The organism is Mesorhizobium sp. NFR06 (assembly GCF_900115245.1).
Lineage (GTDB): Bacteria > Pseudomonadota > Alphaproteobacteria > Rhizobiales > Rhizobiaceae > Mesorhizobium.
The window spans coordinates 90,215-106,622 of sequence record NZ_FOVT01000004.1 but is presented as its reverse complement, the minus strand read 5'-3'; the positions used below and the strand labels follow the sequence as shown (position 1 = coordinate 106,622).

Sequence of the window (16,408 nt, the reverse complement as noted above, 5' to 3'; positions counted from 1 at the left end):
GCGCCCCCCTCTGGCCTGCCGGCCATCTCCCCCACAAGGGGGGAGATTGGCTAATCACACCAGCCCGCGCTTCACCATCATCGCCTCAGGCGACGGCATCTTGCCGCGAAACGCCGTGTAAAGCTCTTCCGGATCCTTCGAGCCGCCGGCGGCGTAGATGTTCTTCCTCAGCCGCTCGGCGAGCTCCGGATTGAAGGGATCGCCCGTTTCCTCGAATGCCGAGAAGGCGTCCGCGTCGAGCACTTCCGACCACATGTAGGAATAATAGCCGGCTGAATATCCGTCGCCGGCGAAGATATGGCCGAAATGCGGGGTCCGGTGACGCATGGCGATCGTGTCCGGCATATGCAGCTTTTCGAGCGTCTCCGCCTCGTACCGAAGCGGCTCGTCTGGCGCGTCCGGCCGCGCATGATAGGCCATGTCGATCAGCGCCGATGCGGTGAATTCGACCGTGGCGAAGCCGGCTCCAAATGTGCGGGCGGCAAGCATCTTGTCGAGCAGCGCCTTCGGCATCGGCTTGCCGGTCTTGACGTGCAGCGCATGCTTTTCCAGCACCGCCGGCACCGTCAGCCAGTGCTCGTAGAGCTGCGAGGGCAGCTCGACGAAATCACGGCTGACGGACGTGCCGGAGACCGACGGCCAGGTCACGTCGGTCAGCATGCCGTGCAGCGCGTGGCCGAATTCGTGGAACAAAGTCTTGGCCTCGTCGACCGACAGCAGCGCCGCCTCGCCGGCCGGCGGCTTGGCGAAGTTCATGATGTTGTAGATGACCGGCTTCGCGCCGTTGCCCAGCTTGTAGCCGGACTTCAACGAGCTCATCCAGGCGCCGGAACGCTTCGAGGGCCGCGCGAAATAGTCGGCCAGGAACAGGCCGCGCTCGCTGCCGTCGGCATTCTTGACCACGAAGACCCGGGCATCGGGATGCCAGGCGGCGATCCCCCTCTTCTCCTCGAAGGTGATGCCGAACAGCCGTGCCGCCACGTCAAAGCAGGCGTCGATGACGCGCTCGAGCTGCAGGTATGGCTTGAGCTCCGCCTCGTCGAAGGCGAATTTCTCGGCGCGCAGCTTCTCCTGGTAGAAGCGCCAGTCCCAGGCGGCGAATTTCTCGTTGCTGCCGGCTTCCGCCGCCAGCCGCTCCAGTTGCTTCTGGTCGGCGGCTGCCTTCTCCAGCGCCTTTTCCCAGACCGGATCGAGCAGGTAGTGCACCGCCTTCGGCGTCTTCGCCATCGTGTCGTCGAGCTTGAGCGCCGCGAAGGAGCCATATCCAAGCAGCTTGGCCTTCTCGGCGCGCAGCTTCAGCATGTCGCGCACGACATCGGTGTTGTCGGTGGCGCCGCCGTTCTGGCCGCGCATGGTGAAAGCGCGAAAGGCAGTCTCGCGCAGGTCGCGGCGCTCTGAGAAGGTCGAGAACGGCTCGTAGATCGAACGCGACAGCGTTACCGCATAGCGGCCCTTCTGGCCGCGCATCTCGGCGGCCTCGGCCATGGCGCTCCTTAGGAAGTCCGGCAGGCCAGCGAGGTCGGCCTCGTCGAGGAACAGCGCCCAGTCGCGCTCGTCGGCGAGCACATTCTGGCCAAACTTGGTGCCGAGCGAAGACAGCTCCTCGTTGATTGCCGCCAGCCGTTCCTTGCCTTCGGCATCGAGCTTGGCGCCGGATCGGACAAAGCCTTTCCAGGTTTTTTCCAGCACGCGCAGCGTCTCGGCGTCGAGGTTCAGGCTGTCGCGCCGCTGGTAGAGGTCGTCGATGCGCGCAAACAGCTTCTCGTTCATCGAGATCGCCGAGAAATGCCGCGACATCTTTGGCGAGATGTCGCGCTCCATCGCCTGGATCGTGTCGTTGGTGTGGGCGCCGGCGCGGCACCAGAAGATCGAAGAGACGTGGTCGAGCGGCTCGCCGGCGAGTTCCAGCGCGGCCAGCGTGTTTTCAACCGTCGGCGCCTCGCTGTTGCCGGCGATCGCGTCGATCTCGGCCTCGTGGGCCTCGAGCACGGCGTCGAAGACCGGTCCGAAATCATTGTCGCCGATGCGCGCGAAATCAGGCAGGCCGAGCGGACCCTGCCAGACGGTCAGCGGATGGGCAGCGAGGTCGACGGTTTTCGATGACATGACGATTCCGGTGAATGGGGATGAGGTGGGTTGGCTCCGATGTAGGGCGCTGGCTCACATCGCGCAACAACAGGTGCCTCAGTATGCGCTGCAATCCGGCGCGACCGCAGTCTGGGTGCTGGCGGTGATGCGGCCGCCGGCCACGGTGAACGTCTCGCGCATCAGCGTGTCGTTGCTGGGGAAGTCGTAGCAGGCAAGCACGGTGATCTGCCCGTTCTCGCTCTTTTCAATCCGATGACGGATCGCCGCGCCTGCAACCGCGCCCTGCCATTCGTCGATCGAGGCGATGAAGTCCTGCTTGGTCTGAACGACGCCGATGTCGTCCAGTTTCATGCGCACGTCGTCGGCCAGCAGGTCGGACAATTCGCTGCGATCGGCGACCAAGAGCGCCGAATACCAGCGATCGATGACGGCGCCGTCATCGGCGCTCGCCCGCACGATCGTGCACGCCAGCAACATCGCCGCGAGAAAGAACCTCCGCCAGCTCCGGCGCATCATTCCTCCGCTTGCAGCTCCGGCCGCTCGAAATCGCCGGTGTCCTTGTTCATGACCCAGAGTTCGCCGGTCGAGATGTCGAACCAGGCGCCGTGCAGCGACAGCCGCCCCTTGCCTTCGAGGATCGAGACGCAAGGGAAGGTCCTCAGATTGGCGATGGAATAGCGGATCGAGATGCGCTCCAGCGCGGTCTGACGCTCGGTAGCGGTCATCATCGTGCTGGCGGCCACCGTCTCGGCGGCGGGCGCGATCAGGCTCATCCACTTGCCGATGAAATCGCCGGGCGACAGCGGCGCCGCATTGGGGTCGAGCGCTGCGCGGATGCCGCCGCAGCGGCCATGGCCCATCACCACGATGTTCTTCACCTTCAGGCTCTGCACGGCGAATTCGAGCGCGGCCGAGGTGGAATGGAACTCGCCGTCCGGCTCATAGGGCGGCACCAGATTGCCGACATTGCGCAGTACGAAGAGCTCGCCGGGGCCGGCATCGAAGATCGCTTCGGGTGCCGAGCGGGAATCGCAGCAGGCGACGATCATCGTCTCCGGTGCTTGGCCCTCGCGCGCCAGCGACCGATAGCGTCCGCTCTCGGCAGGGTAGCGGCCGGTCATGAAGTTGCGGTAGCCGGCGAGAAGATGCTCGGGGAGGTGAGGCATGGGCGGCCAGAGCCTTTCCGGGGTTGGAGACGGCAGCTCGTTGCGATCGAAAAAGGCTCTAGCGGCAAAAGCCGGTCGCGAGCAATGCCGAATTGCGGATGGCTCCGTTGCAATCGCATGCCGCCAAAAGCTGCGCAGCCGATTTTGGCCTCAGGCCCAGATCGCGACCGGGATGCCGAAACGGTCGGTCAGCGGCGGATCGGGATAAGGCCGCGCCGCGCCGCTGGCAATGCGGCCGGCGATCAGCATCATCGCTGCCGCATCGAGGAAATCGTCGCTCGTGGCGCCGCTTGGCGGCGACCGGTCGAGAAAGCCTCTCTCGTAGCCGTGCTGGCAAAGCAATGCCTTGCGCTCTTCCATGCCGGCCGGGTTGACCGCTCCCTTGATCTTTTTCGGCAGCGCCATCGCCTTGCCGCCGTTCAGCTGGCAAAAGGCGACTTCCGGATGCGATTCGAAGACGCGGCCGTGCAGTTCGGGACGCGCGATCAGCAGGGCATCGATCTCGCGGATCTTGGCAAAGATGCCGAAAGCCTGGATGGAAACGCCGCGCGGCGGATCGGAGGTAGCTATCGCCACCGCGCTCGCCTTCCGGTGCGCCGCGTACCAGGCCTCGACCGTGGTGAAGGCGCTGGTGTCGGCATAGAGCGCCGCTCTGGAGGGGATGGCGAACACGCTCGATTGCCGCGCCCCGAGCTGCGGCCGCACCAGCGCTTCCGGTCCTCGCCCGCCCTTGCTCGAAAGATCCGGCAGGCCGATCGGCATGTCGACCGCTATCGTCGCCTCGGGCAGGGCGTCGAGCAGCGCCTGGAAGCTCGGGAAGACCGAGACCGATGGCGGCGTACCCAACGCGCAATGGACGGCGATCCAGCCGGCCTTGCAGCCGTCGATCCCGGCCAGCACCGGCATTACGCGCGCTTGTCCCGTCCGGGATGGAGGAGATGGCGCAGTTGCACCATGGCCATGGGATGAGACAGGCTCTGCGCGTCGGTTTCGAGCTGCAGTTCGTCGCCGCCGCGCTTTGCCGTTCGCGCCAGGATCTCGTAGACCGCAGCCGTGGTCGATTGCAGCGCCTTGACCGGCGGCTGGCCCGACAGCACGCGCGCCAGATAGACGGCGGCCGTCAGGTCTCCGAGCCCGTTCGGCGGCTTCTCGATCACGCGGTGTTCGGCCAGCAATGCCTGGCTGCCGTCGAGCAGAAAGTTGCCGGTGCCGCCGGCCATCATCGCCGGCGCCGACGTCACCAGCATGGTGGAGGGACCGGCATGAAGGGCGGCCGCCGTCACCGCCTTGATGTCGGGCAGCGGCGCGCCGGCCATCCATTCCAGCTCATAGCGGTTGGGCGTCGCGATATCCGCGATCGGCATCAATTTGTCGCGCATGGCGGCGGCCGTCGGCTCCGGCACGTAGAGCCCGCCGGCATCGCCCATCACCGGGTCGCAGATGTAGAGCGCGTTCGGCGTCCTGGCCTTGACCGCGGCGACCAGCGAGGCGACCGCTTCGGCCTGGCCTGCCTCGCCGAGATAACCCGAAAGCACCGCCCGGACTTCACCCAGCCAGGGTGCGCGCTCGAGATCGGCCATCAGCGCCTTGAACTGGTCGAGCGGCGGCACGATGCGCGTGGCCCGGCTGTGGCCCGGATGCCAGGGCAGGATGACGGTCGGCACCGCCCACACCGGGAAGCCCAGCGTCTCCAGCGCGAAGACCGCGGCGCGGTTGCCGACCGACCCGCGCGCGACATGGCTGGAGATGACGATGACCGCGCTTGGCGCGTCAGTTTTTTCTGCGTTCATGAAATTCGATTCCTAGAGCGTAATGCCGGAAAGAGTGAAGCGGTTTTCGGACGACATCATGCTCTATCTCTTTGATTTAGCGCCGAATTCAGATTGCACGTCGACCAGACCCGATATCATCCGACCCTAGCCGCCACGCGTGACGGCATACACCAGCCAGACCAAGAGCCCAATGGCGATGAAGAAGCCGAGCGTTCGGCCAATGCGGGTCCCCCAATATTCGATAGGGTCGGCGCGGTCGGCGTCGGCGGCGGTCATATGGTCGCGTGCGTCCTTCGCCGTGCGGGCGATGAACGAAGCGCCGCCCGGCGCCGTCTCGCGCGCCACGCGTTCGAGGATGCGGCGCGATTCGATCTCTTCGTCCCGGCGCTCAGCCATCGCAATTGCCCTTTCCTACCCGGACCTTAGCCTGTTCGCGCGGCTATTCACAGGGGCAACGGCCGAACCCGAATCGGCGTCATCGGCCGGACATTTTCTTGCGCGTGGATTGTGGTAATGCTTCGCATGCAACTTCTGTCGAGGGACCAATCATGATTGCCGAGCGCCTCTCACTAGCCTCTGCCTTCCGCAACCTGCCTGCCTTCCTGATGATGGCTTTCGTGCTGCCGCTGCTTGCCGGCTGCGGCTACAACACCATCCCGACGGCGGAGGAGAACGCCAAGGCGGCCTGGAGCGAGGTGCTCAATCAGTATCAGCGCCGCACCGACCTGATCCCGAACCTGGTCGAGACGGTGAAGGGCTATGCCTCGCACGAGAAGGACACGCTCGACGCCGTCGTCGAGGCGCGCGCCAAGGCAACCCAGATCACGGTCACGCCGGAGACGCTTAAGGATCCCGACGCCCTCAAGAAGTTCCAGGATGCGCAGGCCGGCTTGACCAGCGCGCTGTCACGGCTGATCGCCGTGTCGGAAGCCTATCCCGACCTCAAGGCCAACCAGAATTTCCTGGCCCTGCAGGCGCAACTCGAAGGCACCGAGAACCGCATCGCGGTGGCCCGCCGCGACTACATCCAGGCGGTCAGGGACTACAATCTGACGCTGAGGACCTTCCCGTCCCTGCTGTGGGCGACCTTCTGGTTCCGCGGCAACGAACCGTTCGCCAACTTCACCGTCGAGGAAGACAAGATGCAGGTGCCAAAGGTCGATTTCGGCACGAGCACCACCAAGCAGGGCGGGTGAGCGGCGAACCAGTATACCGAGCTTACCAGCCTTGCGTTCCTTCGCGCCCCCCTCTGTCCTGCCGGACATCTCCCCCACGAGGGGGGAGATCGGACGTCATCTCCGCTTTCGCCAATTTTCAGCGTTTGAAAGAGATGTCCGACAGCGAAACTATCAATCTCCCCCCTTGTGGGGGAGATGGCCGGCAGGCCAGAGGGGGGCGCGACAGAACGCATACCTCATCCTTCTTGGCCTGCTTTTCTCGTTCCTCCTCCCCTTCGCCGCCCTCGCCGCCGACCTGCCCGCCCTCACCGGCCGCGTGGTCGACAATGCCGGCATCATCGATCCCGGCACGCGCGCCGCGCTGACGCAAAAGCTCGCCGACTTCGAGACGAAAGGCTCCGACCAGATCGTCGTCGCCACCATTCCCAGCCTCGGCGGCGAGGAGATCGAGCCTTTTGCCAACCGCCTGTTCCGCTTCTGGAAGCTCGGCCAGGCCAGGGAAAACAACGGCGTGCTGTTGCTGGTCGCGCCCAACGACCGCAAGATGCGCATCGAGGTCGGCTACGGGCTGGAAGGCACGCTGACCGACCTGCACACCAAGCTGATCATCCAGAACGACATGGTGCCGGCCTTCCGCGCCGGCGACTTCTCCGGCGGCATCAGCAAGGCCGTCGACGACATGATCATGGTGCTGGAGGGCAATCCGGAAGAGCTGGAGGCGCGCGGCAAGCGCAACGAGCAGGCGCCGTTCAATTCCGACGACCTTTTCTTCGCCATCTTCATCACCATCTGGGTGCTGATCTTCTTCGGCGGCATCGCCATGACGGTGCTGCCGCCGATTTTCGGCCAGAAAATCGGACCTGGCCGCTATCGCTGGCTCGGCATGACATTCGAGCCCGGGCGGCGATCCTCCTCGTCCGGCGGTGGCGGCTGGTCTTCAGGCGGGGGAGGCTGGTCTTCCGGTGGCGGCGGTGGCGGGTTTTCCGGCGGCGGCGGCTCGTCGGGCGGCGGCGGTTCCTCGGGAAGCTGGTGAGGCATGATGGCAACGCGACCGATCAGCGCCGAGGATCATGACCGCATCGCCGGGGCGATCCGCGCGGCCGAGTTGAAGACCGACGGCGAAATCTATTGCGTCGTCGCCCACGCGAGCGGCGGCTACTTCTTCCCGGCCGCGTTCACGGCGACGATCGGCCTGTTCATCGCCAGCCTCGCCGTCGCCTACGGGCTGGAGGCCTGGTGGCTGACCATCCGGGTGCCGCATTTCGTGCTGGCGCAACTCTTGGCGCTGATATCCGTGCTCGTCGTGCTTTGGCTGCTGCCGGGCTTGCGCATCCATTTCGTGCCGAGAAGATTGCGCTACCAGGCGGCGCACGCCAATGCGATGAAGCAGTTCCTGGCGCGCAACGTCCACCGCACGAGCGCCCGCACCGGCGTGCTCGTCTTCGTCTCCATCGCCGAGCGCTATGCCGAGGTCGTCGCCGACGCGGGGATCAATGCCAAGGTCGACCAGCAAGTCTGGGACGGCGTGGTGCGCGACCTGACCAAACACGCCGGCGACGACCGGCTGGCCGACGGCTTCGTCAAGGCGATCGATTCGGTCGGCGCGGTGCTCGCTGAACATTTCCCGGTCACCGAAGGCGACACCAACGAGCTCGACGATCACCTCGTCGAAATCTGACTAGAGCATGATGCCGAAAAGTGTGAAGCGGTTTTCGGGCGACATCATGCTCTATCTCTTGGATTTAGAGACGGATTCAGATTTCAGGTCGATTCGACCTGAAATCATCCGGCTCTAGGGGCTCGTCCGCCAACACGCCTTTCGCCTGTGCGAAAGCGTCGAAGGGTGGTGGGGGGACTCTTTGCAATCGGGCGAGGCGGGTTTATGGTTAACAAATCATGAACACGTTGACGATCGACATCCGGAAAGCCGACCCGCGCGACGCGAGCGCCATCGCCGAGGTGCATCAGCAGGCCTGGCGCGGCGCCTATTCCGGCATCATCCCGCACCGCACGCTGACCTCAATGATCAATCGCCGCGGCCCCGACTGGTGGGCGAACGCGATTCGCAAGGCGGCGACGGTGCTGGTTGTCGAGATCGGCGGCACGGTCGCCGGTTATGCCACGATCGGCAAGAACCGCGCCCGCGAGCTTCGGCAGCAGGGCGAAATCTATGAGCTTTACCTGCGCCCGGAATATCAGGGCATCGGGCTCGGCAGCCGGCTGTTCAAGGCGGCGAAGACCCGTCTCGCCGACCACGGCCTGCGCGGCCTCGTGGTGTGGGCGCTCGAAGACAATCACAACGCTCTGGCCTTCTATGCCGGCAATGGCGGCCGCGATGTCGCCGAGGGCGTCGAGGTCTTCGAGCACAAGGCACTGAAGAAGGTCGCTTTCGTCTGGGAATGACGGGCACCGCCTCCGTTGTTTTGATACGCGTCGTCCCCCCAAAGCAGCCGCGCACCGCTGGTCGACATGCAAGAGGTGGTTACAAGCGATCACAAAGTGTGTGCGGTTCCATTAGCGCCCCGCCCTATTCGACGCATTGCACCACGGCGCGTCCCCCGCTATCGGTCTTGGAAATCGAGAGAGGGATTTGCCATGCGTATCGAAGCCATAGCCACCGGAAAGAACCCGCCTGACGACGTCAACGTCATCATCGAGGTGCCGATCGGCGGCGAACCGATCAAGTACGAGATGGACAAGGAAGCCGGCACGCTGTTCGTCGACCGCTTCCTGCACACCTCGATGCGCTATCCCGGCAATTACGGCTTCGTGCCGCACACGCTGTCGGGCGACGGCGATCCGATCGACGTGCTGGTCTGCAACACGCGCGCGCTGGTGCCGGGCTGCGTCATCAATGTGCGGCCGATCGGCGTGCTGATCATGGAAGACAATGCCGGCCAGGACGAGAAGGTGATTGCCGTTCCGTCGCCGAAGCTGACGCTGCGCTACGAAAACGTCACCGAATACACCCACCTGCCCGAGATCACCCGCCAGCAGGTGCAGCACTTCTTCGAGCACTACAAGGATCTCGAGCCCGGCAAATGGGTCAAGATCGAGGGCTGGCACGATTCCAAATATGCCAAGAAGATGATCGTCGACGCGATCGCGCGGGCCAAGGCCGCCAAGTAAGGTTACCGCACGGCCTTCTCGCCGCCGGCCGCTGTGATGACGCCGACGATGATCAGCCCGGTCAGCACCAGCCGCACACCGGCACTGACGCCGAAGGTGTTGAGCATGGTGAGCAAAAGCACCAGGAACAGGCCGGCGCCCCAGACGCCGGGCACGTTCGCCTTGCCGCCGGCGACCGAGGTGCCGCCGATGACCACGACCGCGATCGAGGCCAGCAGATATTCGTTGCCGATGTCGACATTGGCGCCGCGGAAATAGCCGGCAAGCAGCGCCCCGTCGATGCCGCCCAGCGCGCCGCACAGCGTGTAGGTGAGAAAGCGGATGCGGCCGACATCGACGCCGGCGAGCCAGGCGGCACGAATGTTCTGGCCGATAGCCAGGACCGAGCGTCCGTAGATCATACGCTGCAGCGCCAGTGCGGCGCCGACGGTGAAGATCACCGTCAGCATCGCCAGCACCGGTATGCCCAGCGCCTGCCAGTTGGCGAAGTCGGCAAAGCCCGGCGGGGGCTTGATCTGCAAGCCGCGGCCGTAGCTGATGTCGACCGACTGGATGATGAAACTCGCCGACAGCGTCGCGATGATCGGCGGGATGCGCAGCGCCCAGATCAGCAGGTAGTTGATGGCGCCGATGGCCGCTCCGCAAGCAAGTGCTGCAAGCAGGCCGACGACGATCATGGCATCGTTGCCGCCCATTACCTTCATGGCGACAGCGCTGGCCAGCCCAATATTGGCCGGCAGCGACAGGTCGACATTGCCCGGTCCGAGGGTGATGACGAACATCTGGCCGATGCCGACGATGACGGTGAACACGGCAAGCGAAAGTGCCGCCGTGACCATGCCGCCGGCGCCGTACCCGCCGGTGAAGGCGATGGTCGCCAACCAGACGACGAGCGCGCCGACGAAGGACCAGATCCAGGGTTTTTCAAGCAGTGTCCGTACCGAGACCATGGCTCAACGTTCCCTGCGGCTGATCAGCACCCGCGCCGCTAGCACGATGATCAGGATGGCGCCGTTGGCGGCCACCTGCCAGTCCGGCGGGATGTGCATGAAGGTGAGCAGCGGCGAAGCCGCAAGAGCCAGTGTCAGCGCGCCGATGACGGCGCCGATCGGCGACACCCGGCCGCCGACGAACTCGCCGCCGCCGAGGATGACGCCGGCGATCGACAGCAGCGTGTAGCCATTGCCGATATTGGCGTCGGCCGAGGTGGTGATGCCGATCAGCGCCAAGCCGGAGAGCACGCCGAACAGCCCTGTCAGGGCGAAGAGCACGATCTTGGTGCGGAGCAGCGACCAGCCGGCGCGCCGAAGTGCCGCCGCATTGCCGCCCGAGCCGCGCAGGATCGCGCCATAGGAGGTGCGCATCAGGCCGAAATGCACCACGGCCGCGATCAGCAGCGCCGCCAGGATCGGAAACGGAATATAGGGCGGTTTGAAGGACACAATTGCCAGCAGCCAGTCCGGTGCCTTGCCGCCTGGCTTGGGCAGAACCAGGATTGCAAGCCCCTGCCAGACGAAGCTCATGCCGAGCGTCACCACGATCGACGGCAGGTTGCGCAGATAGATCAGCGCGCCGAGCAGCGCATAGACGCCGATAGAGCCCAGCAGCACGAGAATGCCGAGCAGCGGCGCATCCCTCAGCCAGGTCGCGGTAACGCAGCCGACAAAGCCGACGAACGTACCGATCGACAGGTCGAGCTCGTTGCCGGCGATAACGAACATCTGCGCGATCGTCGCCAGAGCGATCGGGATCGCCAGGTTGAGCATCAGGTTGAAGCCGAAATAGCTGATGGCGCGCGGGTTCAGCCAGGCGATCGCGATCAGCACCAGGGCAAGCGACAAGGCCGGCAACAGGCCGCGCAGTAGGCGCGCCCGGGCCGCGCTGCCGCGCGGTGCCGATTTCGGAAGCGTGCCGGGAGCGATCGCCGTCATCTCAGACCGCGTCGCCGAACGAGGACTGGATGATCTTTTCCTCCGTCAGTTCGTCGCGCCGCAGATTGGCGACGATCCGGCCGTTCTTGAAGACATAGACGTGGTCGCAGTTGTCGAGCTCTTCGGTCTCGGTGGTGTACCAGAGGAAGGTACGGCCCTTGGCGGCCTCCTCCCGCACGAGGTCGTAGACTTCCAGCTTGGTGCCAATATCGACGCCGCGCATCGGATCGTCCATCAGCACGATCCCGGCATCGGAGCCGAGCGCGCGAGCGAACAGTGCCTTCTGCTGGTTGCCGCCCGACAGCGAATAGATATTGTTGTTCATGTCCGGCGTGCGGATGCCGATTTTCTTCTTCCAGAATTCGGCGAGCTCCGCCTCGCGCTGCGGTGAAATCAGCAGGCCGTTGCGCAGGCGGGTCAGCGAGCGGATGCCGATGTTTTGCGCGATCGACCATTGCGCGAAGATGCCATCCGATTGGCGGTCGCCGGCAACCAGGGCCACAGGCGCGGTCACCTCGATGCCGGCTTTGGCGCGGGACGCGGCGGCGAAGATCGCCAGCAGCAGATCCGTCTGGCCGTGCCCGGCAAGCCCGGCCAGGCCGATGATCTCGCCCGCGCGGGCGACAAGTTCCTTGCCGTCCTGCTGGCGCGCCGGACGCGCCCGCACCCTGAGCGCACCAGGCTCGGTCTTACGGGTTTCGGCCATAGCCTTCTGGTGTCCTTCGGCGCCGCCCATTGCCGCGACCAGCTTGTCGCGGTCGAAGGCGCTTGCGGCATCGGCCGCGACGACCTTGCCGTCGCGCATCACCACGATCCGGTCGGCGTTCTGCAGCACCTCGCCCAGCACATGCGAGATCAGGATGCAGCTGCCGCCTGAAGCCACGAAGCGGCGCACAAAGGAAAGCAGCTGTCCCGCCGTATGCGCGTCGAGCGACGAGGTCGGCTCGTCGAGGATGACCAGATGCAGCGGCTCGCGGGTCAGCGTGAAGGCACGTGCCACCTCGACCATCTGCCTGCGGCCGATAGAGAGGTCGCCAGCTATGTCGTCGGCCGAAATGCCGTGGCCCGGAAAGATCTCGTCGAGCTTGGCGCGGATGAGGTCCGCCGCCCTGCGGCGCCAGCCGAAACCGGTGAGCGAGGGATGGTTGATGCGGGTGTTCTCGGCGATGCTGAGGTTGGGGCAGAGCGACAGTTCCTGAAAGACGCAGCGTATGCCGAGCGCGAGCGCGCGCGCCACGGAATAGCTCGCTTCCTGATTGCCGCGCACGGCGATCTGCCCGCCATCCGGTCGCAGCGTGCCGGCCACCATGTGCATCAGCGTCGACTTGCCGGCACCGTTGTGGCCGACCAGCCCGACGCATTCGCCGGCGCCGACATGGAAGTCGACGCCATTGAGGGCTCGAACGGCGCCGAAATGCTTCTCGGCGCCGTCCAGTCTGACAATGTCCGCAATAGCCTGGAGCATCCGCAACGATATCCGGTTGGCGATGCGGCTGGCAAATTTCGCGCCGCTATTGCTTGATGTTGGCCTTGATGGCCGCGATGGCGTCTTCCTGCGTGTATTCGTGGGTGGCGACGCCGCCCTCCTTGATTTTCGGCAGCGCGGCTTCGAAATCGTCCTGGGTGAAGGCGAGATAGGGCACCAAGAGATCGTGCGGGATGTCCTTGCGGCCGTCGAGCACCTGCTGCGCCACCCAGAAGGCGAGCGTCGACACGCCGGGCGCGATCGAGGCCGACCAGGTCTGATAGCCGTCCTTTTCCTTCTGCTCCTTCCACCACTTCAACTCGTCCTGCCGGTTGCCCATGATGATGGTCGGACGCGGCTTGCCGGCGGCGGCGAAGGCTTGCGCGGCGCCGTAGCCGTCACCGCCCTGGTCGACGATGCCGACGACATCCGGCAGCGACGGCAGGATGGTCGCCACCGCCTTCTGCGCCGTGGTCTGGTCCCAGTCGCCGGTGACCGAGCCGACGATCTTGAATTCGGGATGGGCAGCGACGCCTTCGAGGATGCCAGCATGGATGGCATCGTCGATCGAGGTGCCGGCCAGGCCGCGGATTTCCAGCAGGTTGCCGCCCTTGGGCTGGAACTTGGCCATCTGCTCGACTTCCTGCTTGCCCATGTCCTTGAAGTCGACGACGACGCGGTAGGCGCAGGGCTCGGTGACGGTGCCGTCGAAGGAGACGACGACTATGCCGGCATCGCAGGCCTGCTTGATGGCGCCGTTCAGCGCATCCGGCGAAGCGGCATTGATGACGATGGCATCATAACCCTGCAGGATCAGGTTCTGCACCTGCGCTGCCTGGGTCGGCACTTCCTTGTCTGCGGTGGTGAAGACGTCGGCTGCGGCAACGACTTTGTCGTCGACCGCTTTCTTGGTGACGATGCCGTAGCTGTCGAGCATCGCCTGGCGCCAGGAATTGCCGGCATAATTGTTTGAGAAGGCGATCTTCTTGCCGCTGGTGTCGGCCAGCGCGGTGCCCGAGGCGAGCATCGCCGCGAATGCACTCAGTACGAGCAGTTTCTTCATATGGCTTCCTCCCGAGGTTGCTGGTCTTAACGGATGGTCGTAGCGTGTATTCCTGTTTTTTATCTATTGTCAGACAAATTCATAGGAACCGCAAGCCGTCAACTGCAAAGCGCTGGTGCTGCTCGATCAACTTGCGGTGCGGCGATTGAAAAGACGGCGACTCCTGGTCTAGGTACGCGGCAAGGAGAGAATCTGATGGCAGTGACGCCGACCGTTGCTCAGGGCGCTCCGGGGATTCCGGCGCGCTGGACGTCAAGCGCCAAGAGCGGCGTCGGCACCGCGCTTTCGGCAAGAAGCCCGCTCTGGTTCACAATCAGCCACGGCATATTGAACGAAATCTATTACCCGCGCCTCGACGGCGCCTGCACGCGCGACCTGGGACTGATCGTCACCGGCCGCAGCGGCTATTTCTCCGAAGAGAAGCGCGACGCCGCGCATGCCATCGAACCATTCGAGGACGGTGTCCCCGGCTACCGACTGACCAACACCGCTGCTGATGGCGCATACCGGATCGAAAAGCGCATCGTTACGGATTCGAAACGACCGGTTCTGCTCCAGGAAACCAGCTTCACCGCCCTCAGGGGCCAGGCGGCCGATTATCGCGTCTACGCGCTGCTCGCGCCGCATCTCGTCAATGCCGGCATGGGCAACACCGCCTGGATCGGCGAGCACAAGGGGCAGCGCATCCTCTTTGCCACCGGACGCGGCGTCTCGCTCGCGCTCGCCTCCTCGTTGCCCTGGGGCGCCTGTTCGGCCGGCTATGTCGGCTTTTCCGATGGCTGGCAGCAGTTGCACAACAACGGCGCGCTCGATCCTTCCTGCCAGGCGGCGCAAGACGGCAATGTCGCGCTGACCGGCGAGATCGGCTTTTCGGCCGGCAAGACGGTTGCCTTGCTGGCGCTCGGCTTCGGCGCTTCGCCGCAAGAAGCTGCCGACCTCGCCCTGGCGAGCCTGAAACAAGGTTTCGAGGCCGCCGCGGAAACCTATGCCGAGCGCTGGCGGAAATTCCAGGCCGGGCTTGAAAACCTCGACCGCCATCCGGTTTCCGGTCTGAACACATACCGTGCCAGCACCGCGGTGCTGGCCTCGCATCTGTCGCTCGCCAGGCCCGGGGCCGCGGTTGCCAGCCTGTCGATTCCTTGGGGTTTCAACAAGGGCGATGACGATCTCGGCGGCTATCATCTGGTCTGGCCGCGCGACCTGGTCGAGACGGCGGGCGGTTTCCTGGCGGCCGGCGACTCCAGGCAGGCGCTGCAGATCCTCACCTATCTGCGCTCGATCCAGCAGCCGGACGGCCACTGGCCGCAAAACTGCTGGTCCGACGGCACCCCTTATTGGCCCGGCATCCAGATGGACGAATGCGCCTTTCCGCTGCTGCTTGCCGATGCCTTGCGCCGCGCCGGCCACCTACCGCGCGCCAAGCTGATCGACTTCCTGGCCATGATCGAGAACGCCGCCGCCTATGTCGTGCGCAACGGTCCAGTCACCGGCGAGGATCGCTGGGAAGAGGATGCCGGCTACAGCCCGTTCACGCTTGCCGTGGAGATCGCGGCTCTGCTCGCCGCCGCCGACATGCTGGACGACTGCGATAAAAATGAGCCGGCAAAATATCTGCGCGAGACCGCCGATTGCTGGAACGACCAGATCGAACGCTGGACCTATGTCAGCGGAACCGAACTCTGTGCCAGCGAAGGCCTCGACGGCTACTACGTGCGCATCGCGCCGCCCGACGGTGCAGGCGCTGCCTCGCCAAAGCACGGCTTCGTGCCGATCAAGAACCGGCCGCCCGGCGACACGGACAGACCAGCGCAAGCCATCATCAGCCCGGACGCCCTGGCGCTGGTCCGTTTTGGCCTGAGGGCAGCGGACGATCCGCGCATCGTGGATACGGTCAAAGCCATCGACGCGCTATTGCGCTGCGAGTTGCCGCAAGGCCCGCTCTGGTACCGCTACACCGGCGACGGCTATGGCGAGCATGAAGACGGATCGCCTTTCGACGGCACCGGACGGGGACGGCCGTGGCCGCTGCTCGCTGGCGAGCGCGCCCATTACGAGTTGGCCGCCGGCCGCAAGGACAGGGCGGCGCAGTTGCTTGAGACATTCGAACGCTCGGCGGGCGTGGGCGGCCTTCTGCCGGAACAGGTCTGGGATCGTCCCGACATGCCGGACCGCGAATTGCGGCTGGGCGCCCCTTCCGGCAGCGCCATGCCGCTGGTCTGGGCGCATGCCGAGCACATCAAGCTGTTGCGCTCGCTGCGCGACGGCGCTGTCTTCGACCTGCCGCCGCAAGGCGTCGCGCGCTATGTCAAGGGCAAGACGGTGTCGCCTTTCCGGATATGGCGCTTCAACGCCAAGATCCGCTCCATCCCCGCCGGCAAGGCGCTGCGCGTCGAGCTGTCGGCGCCCGGCGTCGTCCATTGGAGCAGCGACAAATGGCTGACGGTGCGCGACGACCATACCGCCGAGAACGCCTTCGGCGTTCATCTCGTCGATCTGCCGGTGGCCGGCCTGCAGCCTGGAAGCACCATCGTCTTCACTTTTTTCTGGCCCGAGGCGATGCGTTGGGAGAATGTCGACTTCAGCGTCGGCATCGACGTCCAATCGTGATCCGGTAGG

16 protein-coding genes are annotated in these 16,408 nt (G+C 65.0%); 6 read left to right on the top strand and 10 right to left on the bottom strand.

What is annotated here, in order from left to right:
• Window positions 1-54: 54 nt before the first annotated feature.
• The 6 genes from F3H96_RS09420 to F3H96_RS09395 form a co-directional block, all read right to left on the bottom strand.
• Entirely contained in the window at window positions 55-2,106 is a 2,052-nt protein-coding gene (locus F3H96_RS09420) for a M3 family metallopeptidase (RefSeq protein WP_149791672.1), read from the bottom strand.
• A gap of 78 nt (window positions 2,107-2,184) precedes the next feature.
• On the bottom strand, window positions 2,185-2,604 hold the full coding sequence (locus tag F3H96_RS09415) for a nuclear transport factor 2 family protein (RefSeq protein WP_149791671.1): 420 nt from the start codon (window positions 2,602-2,604) through the stop codon (window positions 2,185-2,187).
• Window positions 2,601-3,254 carry a carbonic anhydrase gene (locus F3H96_RS09410; protein ID WP_149791670.1) on the bottom strand — a complete coding sequence of 218 codons (654 nt, stop codon included), beginning with the start codon at window positions 3,252-3,254 and terminating at the stop codon, window positions 2,601-2,603. Before F3H96_RS09410 ends, F3H96_RS09415 begins: the two co-directional genes overlap by 4 nt.
• Window positions 3,255-3,404: 150 nt before the next feature.
• The gene (locus F3H96_RS09405; protein WP_149791669.1) at window positions 3,405-4,160 is read right to left on the bottom strand and encodes a DUF429 domain-containing protein; all 756 of its coding nucleotides are present in this window, start codon (window positions 4,158-4,160) and stop codon (window positions 3,405-3,407) included.
• Window positions 4,160-5,044: a pyridoxal kinase PdxY gene (gene pdxY / locus F3H96_RS09400; RefSeq protein ID WP_149791668.1), complete on the bottom strand. Its 885-nt coding sequence runs from the start codon at window positions 5,042-5,044 to the stop codon at window positions 4,160-4,162. Before pdxY ends, F3H96_RS09405 begins: the two co-directional genes overlap by 1 nt.
• 126 nt (window positions 5,045-5,170) lie before the next feature.
• Window positions 5,171-5,422: a hypothetical protein gene (locus tag F3H96_RS09395; RefSeq protein ID WP_149791667.1), complete on the bottom strand. Its 252-nt coding sequence runs from the start codon at window positions 5,420-5,422 to the stop codon at window positions 5,171-5,173.
• A 152-nt stretch (window positions 5,423-5,574) separates the two neighbouring features.
• Here F3H96_RS09395 and F3H96_RS09390 point away from each other — a divergent pair, with 152 nt between their 5' ends.
• The 5 genes from F3H96_RS09390 (at window position 5,575) to ppa (ending at window position 9,333) form a co-directional block, all read left to right on the top strand.
• Window positions 5,575-6,222, top strand: coding sequence for a LemA family protein (locus F3H96_RS09390; RefSeq protein WP_149791666.1), 648 nt, complete (start codon window positions 5,575-5,577; stop codon window positions 6,220-6,222).
• 166 nt (window positions 6,223-6,388) lie between these two features.
• Complete coding sequence (locus F3H96_RS09385; RefSeq protein ID WP_149791665.1) at window positions 6,389-7,237, top strand: YgcG family protein; 849 nt, start codon at window positions 6,389-6,391, stop codon at window positions 7,235-7,237.
• Window positions 7,238-7,243: 6 nt separating this feature from the next.
• A complete protein-coding gene (locus F3H96_RS09380) occupies window positions 7,244-7,882 on the top strand; it encodes a TPM domain-containing protein (RefSeq protein WP_149791920.1) in 639 nt (212 codons plus the stop codon).
• 218 nt (window positions 7,883-8,100) lie between these two features.
• The gene (locus tag F3H96_RS09375) at window positions 8,101-8,607 is read left to right on the top strand and encodes a GNAT family N-acetyltransferase (protein ID WP_149791664.1); all 507 of its coding nucleotides are present in this window, start codon (window positions 8,101-8,103) and stop codon (window positions 8,605-8,607) included.
• 192 nt (window positions 8,608-8,799) lie between these two features.
• Window positions 8,800-9,333, top strand: coding sequence for an inorganic diphosphatase (ppa, locus tag F3H96_RS09370; protein WP_112101830.1), 534 nt, complete (start codon window positions 8,800-8,802; stop codon window positions 9,331-9,333).
• A gap of 2 nt (window positions 9,334-9,335) precedes the next feature.
• Here the strand turns inward: ppa and F3H96_RS09365 are convergent, their stop codons facing one another.
• Genes F3H96_RS09365 through F3H96_RS09350 form a run of 4 tightly spaced genes read right to left on the bottom strand, consistent with a single transcriptional unit; the run spans window position 9,336 to window position 13,792 of the window.
• Window positions 9,336-10,283, bottom strand: coding sequence for an ABC transporter permease (locus tag F3H96_RS09365; protein ID WP_149791663.1), 948 nt, complete (start codon window positions 10,281-10,283; stop codon window positions 9,336-9,338).
• A gap of 3 nt (window positions 10,284-10,286) precedes the next feature.
• Window positions 10,287-11,264 (bottom strand): ABC transporter permease, encoded by a 978-nt coding sequence (locus tag F3H96_RS09360; RefSeq protein ID WP_149791662.1) that lies wholly within the window; start codon window positions 11,262-11,264, stop codon window positions 10,287-10,289.
• 1 nt (window position 11,265) lies between these two features.
• Window positions 11,266-12,729: a sugar ABC transporter ATP-binding protein gene (locus F3H96_RS09355; RefSeq protein ID WP_149791661.1), complete on the bottom strand. Its 1,464-nt coding sequence runs from the start codon at window positions 12,727-12,729 to the stop codon at window positions 11,266-11,268.
• A gap of 46 nt (window positions 12,730-12,775) precedes the next feature.
• Window positions 12,776-13,792: an ABC transporter substrate-binding protein gene (locus F3H96_RS09350; protein WP_149791660.1), complete on the bottom strand. Its 1,017-nt coding sequence runs from the start codon at window positions 13,790-13,792 to the stop codon at window positions 12,776-12,778.
• A gap of 195 nt (window positions 13,793-13,987) precedes the next feature.
• On the opposite strand from F3H96_RS09350, the gene F3H96_RS09345 reads away from it, so the two are divergent.
• A complete protein-coding gene (locus F3H96_RS09345; RefSeq protein ID WP_149791659.1) occupies window positions 13,988-16,399 on the top strand; it encodes a glucan 1,4-alpha-glucosidase in 2,412 nt (803 codons plus the stop codon).
• Window positions 16,400-16,408: the final 9 nt, after the last annotated feature.

Excerpts from the sequence above, each read along its gene's own strand:
- F3H96_RS09365 (WP_149791663.1), bottom strand. The coding sequence starts at position 10,283 with ATGGTCTCGGTACGGACACTGCTTGAAAAACCCTGGATCTGGTCCTTC.
- F3H96_RS09350 (WP_149791660.1), bottom strand. The coding sequence starts at position 13,792 with ATGAAGAAACTGCTCGTACTGAGTGCATTCGCGGCGATGCTCGCCTCG.
- F3H96_RS09405 (WP_149791669.1), bottom strand. The coding sequence starts at position 4,160 with ATGCCGGTGCTGGCCGGGATCGACGGCTGCAAGGCCGGCTGGATCGCC.
- F3H96_RS09395 (WP_149791667.1), bottom strand. The coding sequence starts at position 5,422 with ATGGCTGAGCGCCGGGACGAAGAGATCGAATCGCGCCGCATCCTCGAA.
- F3H96_RS09410 (WP_149791670.1), bottom strand. The coding sequence starts at position 3,254 with ATGCCTCACCTCCCCGAGCATCTTCTCGCCGGCTACCGCAACTTCATG.
- F3H96_RS09380 (WP_149791920.1), top strand. The coding sequence starts at position 7,244 with ATGGCAACGCGACCGATCAGCGCCGAGGATCATGACCGCATCGCCGGG.
- F3H96_RS09420 (WP_149791672.1), bottom strand. The coding sequence starts at position 2,106 with ATGTCATCGAAAACCGTCGACCTCGCTGCCCATCCGCTGACCGTCTGG.
- F3H96_RS09345 (WP_149791659.1), top strand. The coding sequence starts at position 13,988 with ATGGCAGTGACGCCGACCGTTGCTCAGGGCGCTCCGGGGATTCCGGCG.
- F3H96_RS09390 (WP_149791666.1), top strand. The coding sequence starts at position 5,575 with ATGATTGCCGAGCGCCTCTCACTAGCCTCTGCCTTCCGCAACCTGCCT.
- ppa (WP_112101830.1), top strand. The coding sequence starts at position 8,800 with ATGCGTATCGAAGCCATAGCCACCGGAAAGAACCCGCCTGACGACGTC.
- F3H96_RS09375 (WP_149791664.1), top strand. The coding sequence starts at position 8,101 with ATGAACACGTTGACGATCGACATCCGGAAAGCCGACCCGCGCGACGCG.
- F3H96_RS09415 (WP_149791671.1), bottom strand. The coding sequence starts at position 2,604 with ATGATGCGCCGGAGCTGGCGGAGGTTCTTTCTCGCGGCGATGTTGCTG.
- pdxY (WP_149791668.1), bottom strand. The coding sequence starts at position 5,044 with ATGAACGCAGAAAAAACTGACGCGCCAAGCGCGGTCATCGTCATCTCC.
- F3H96_RS09355 (WP_149791661.1), bottom strand. The coding sequence starts at position 12,729 with ATGCTCCAGGCTATTGCGGACATTGTCAGACTGGACGGCGCCGAGAAG.
- F3H96_RS09360 (WP_149791662.1), bottom strand. The coding sequence starts at position 11,264 with ATGACGGCGATCGCTCCCGGCACGCTTCCGAAATCGGCACCGCGCGGC.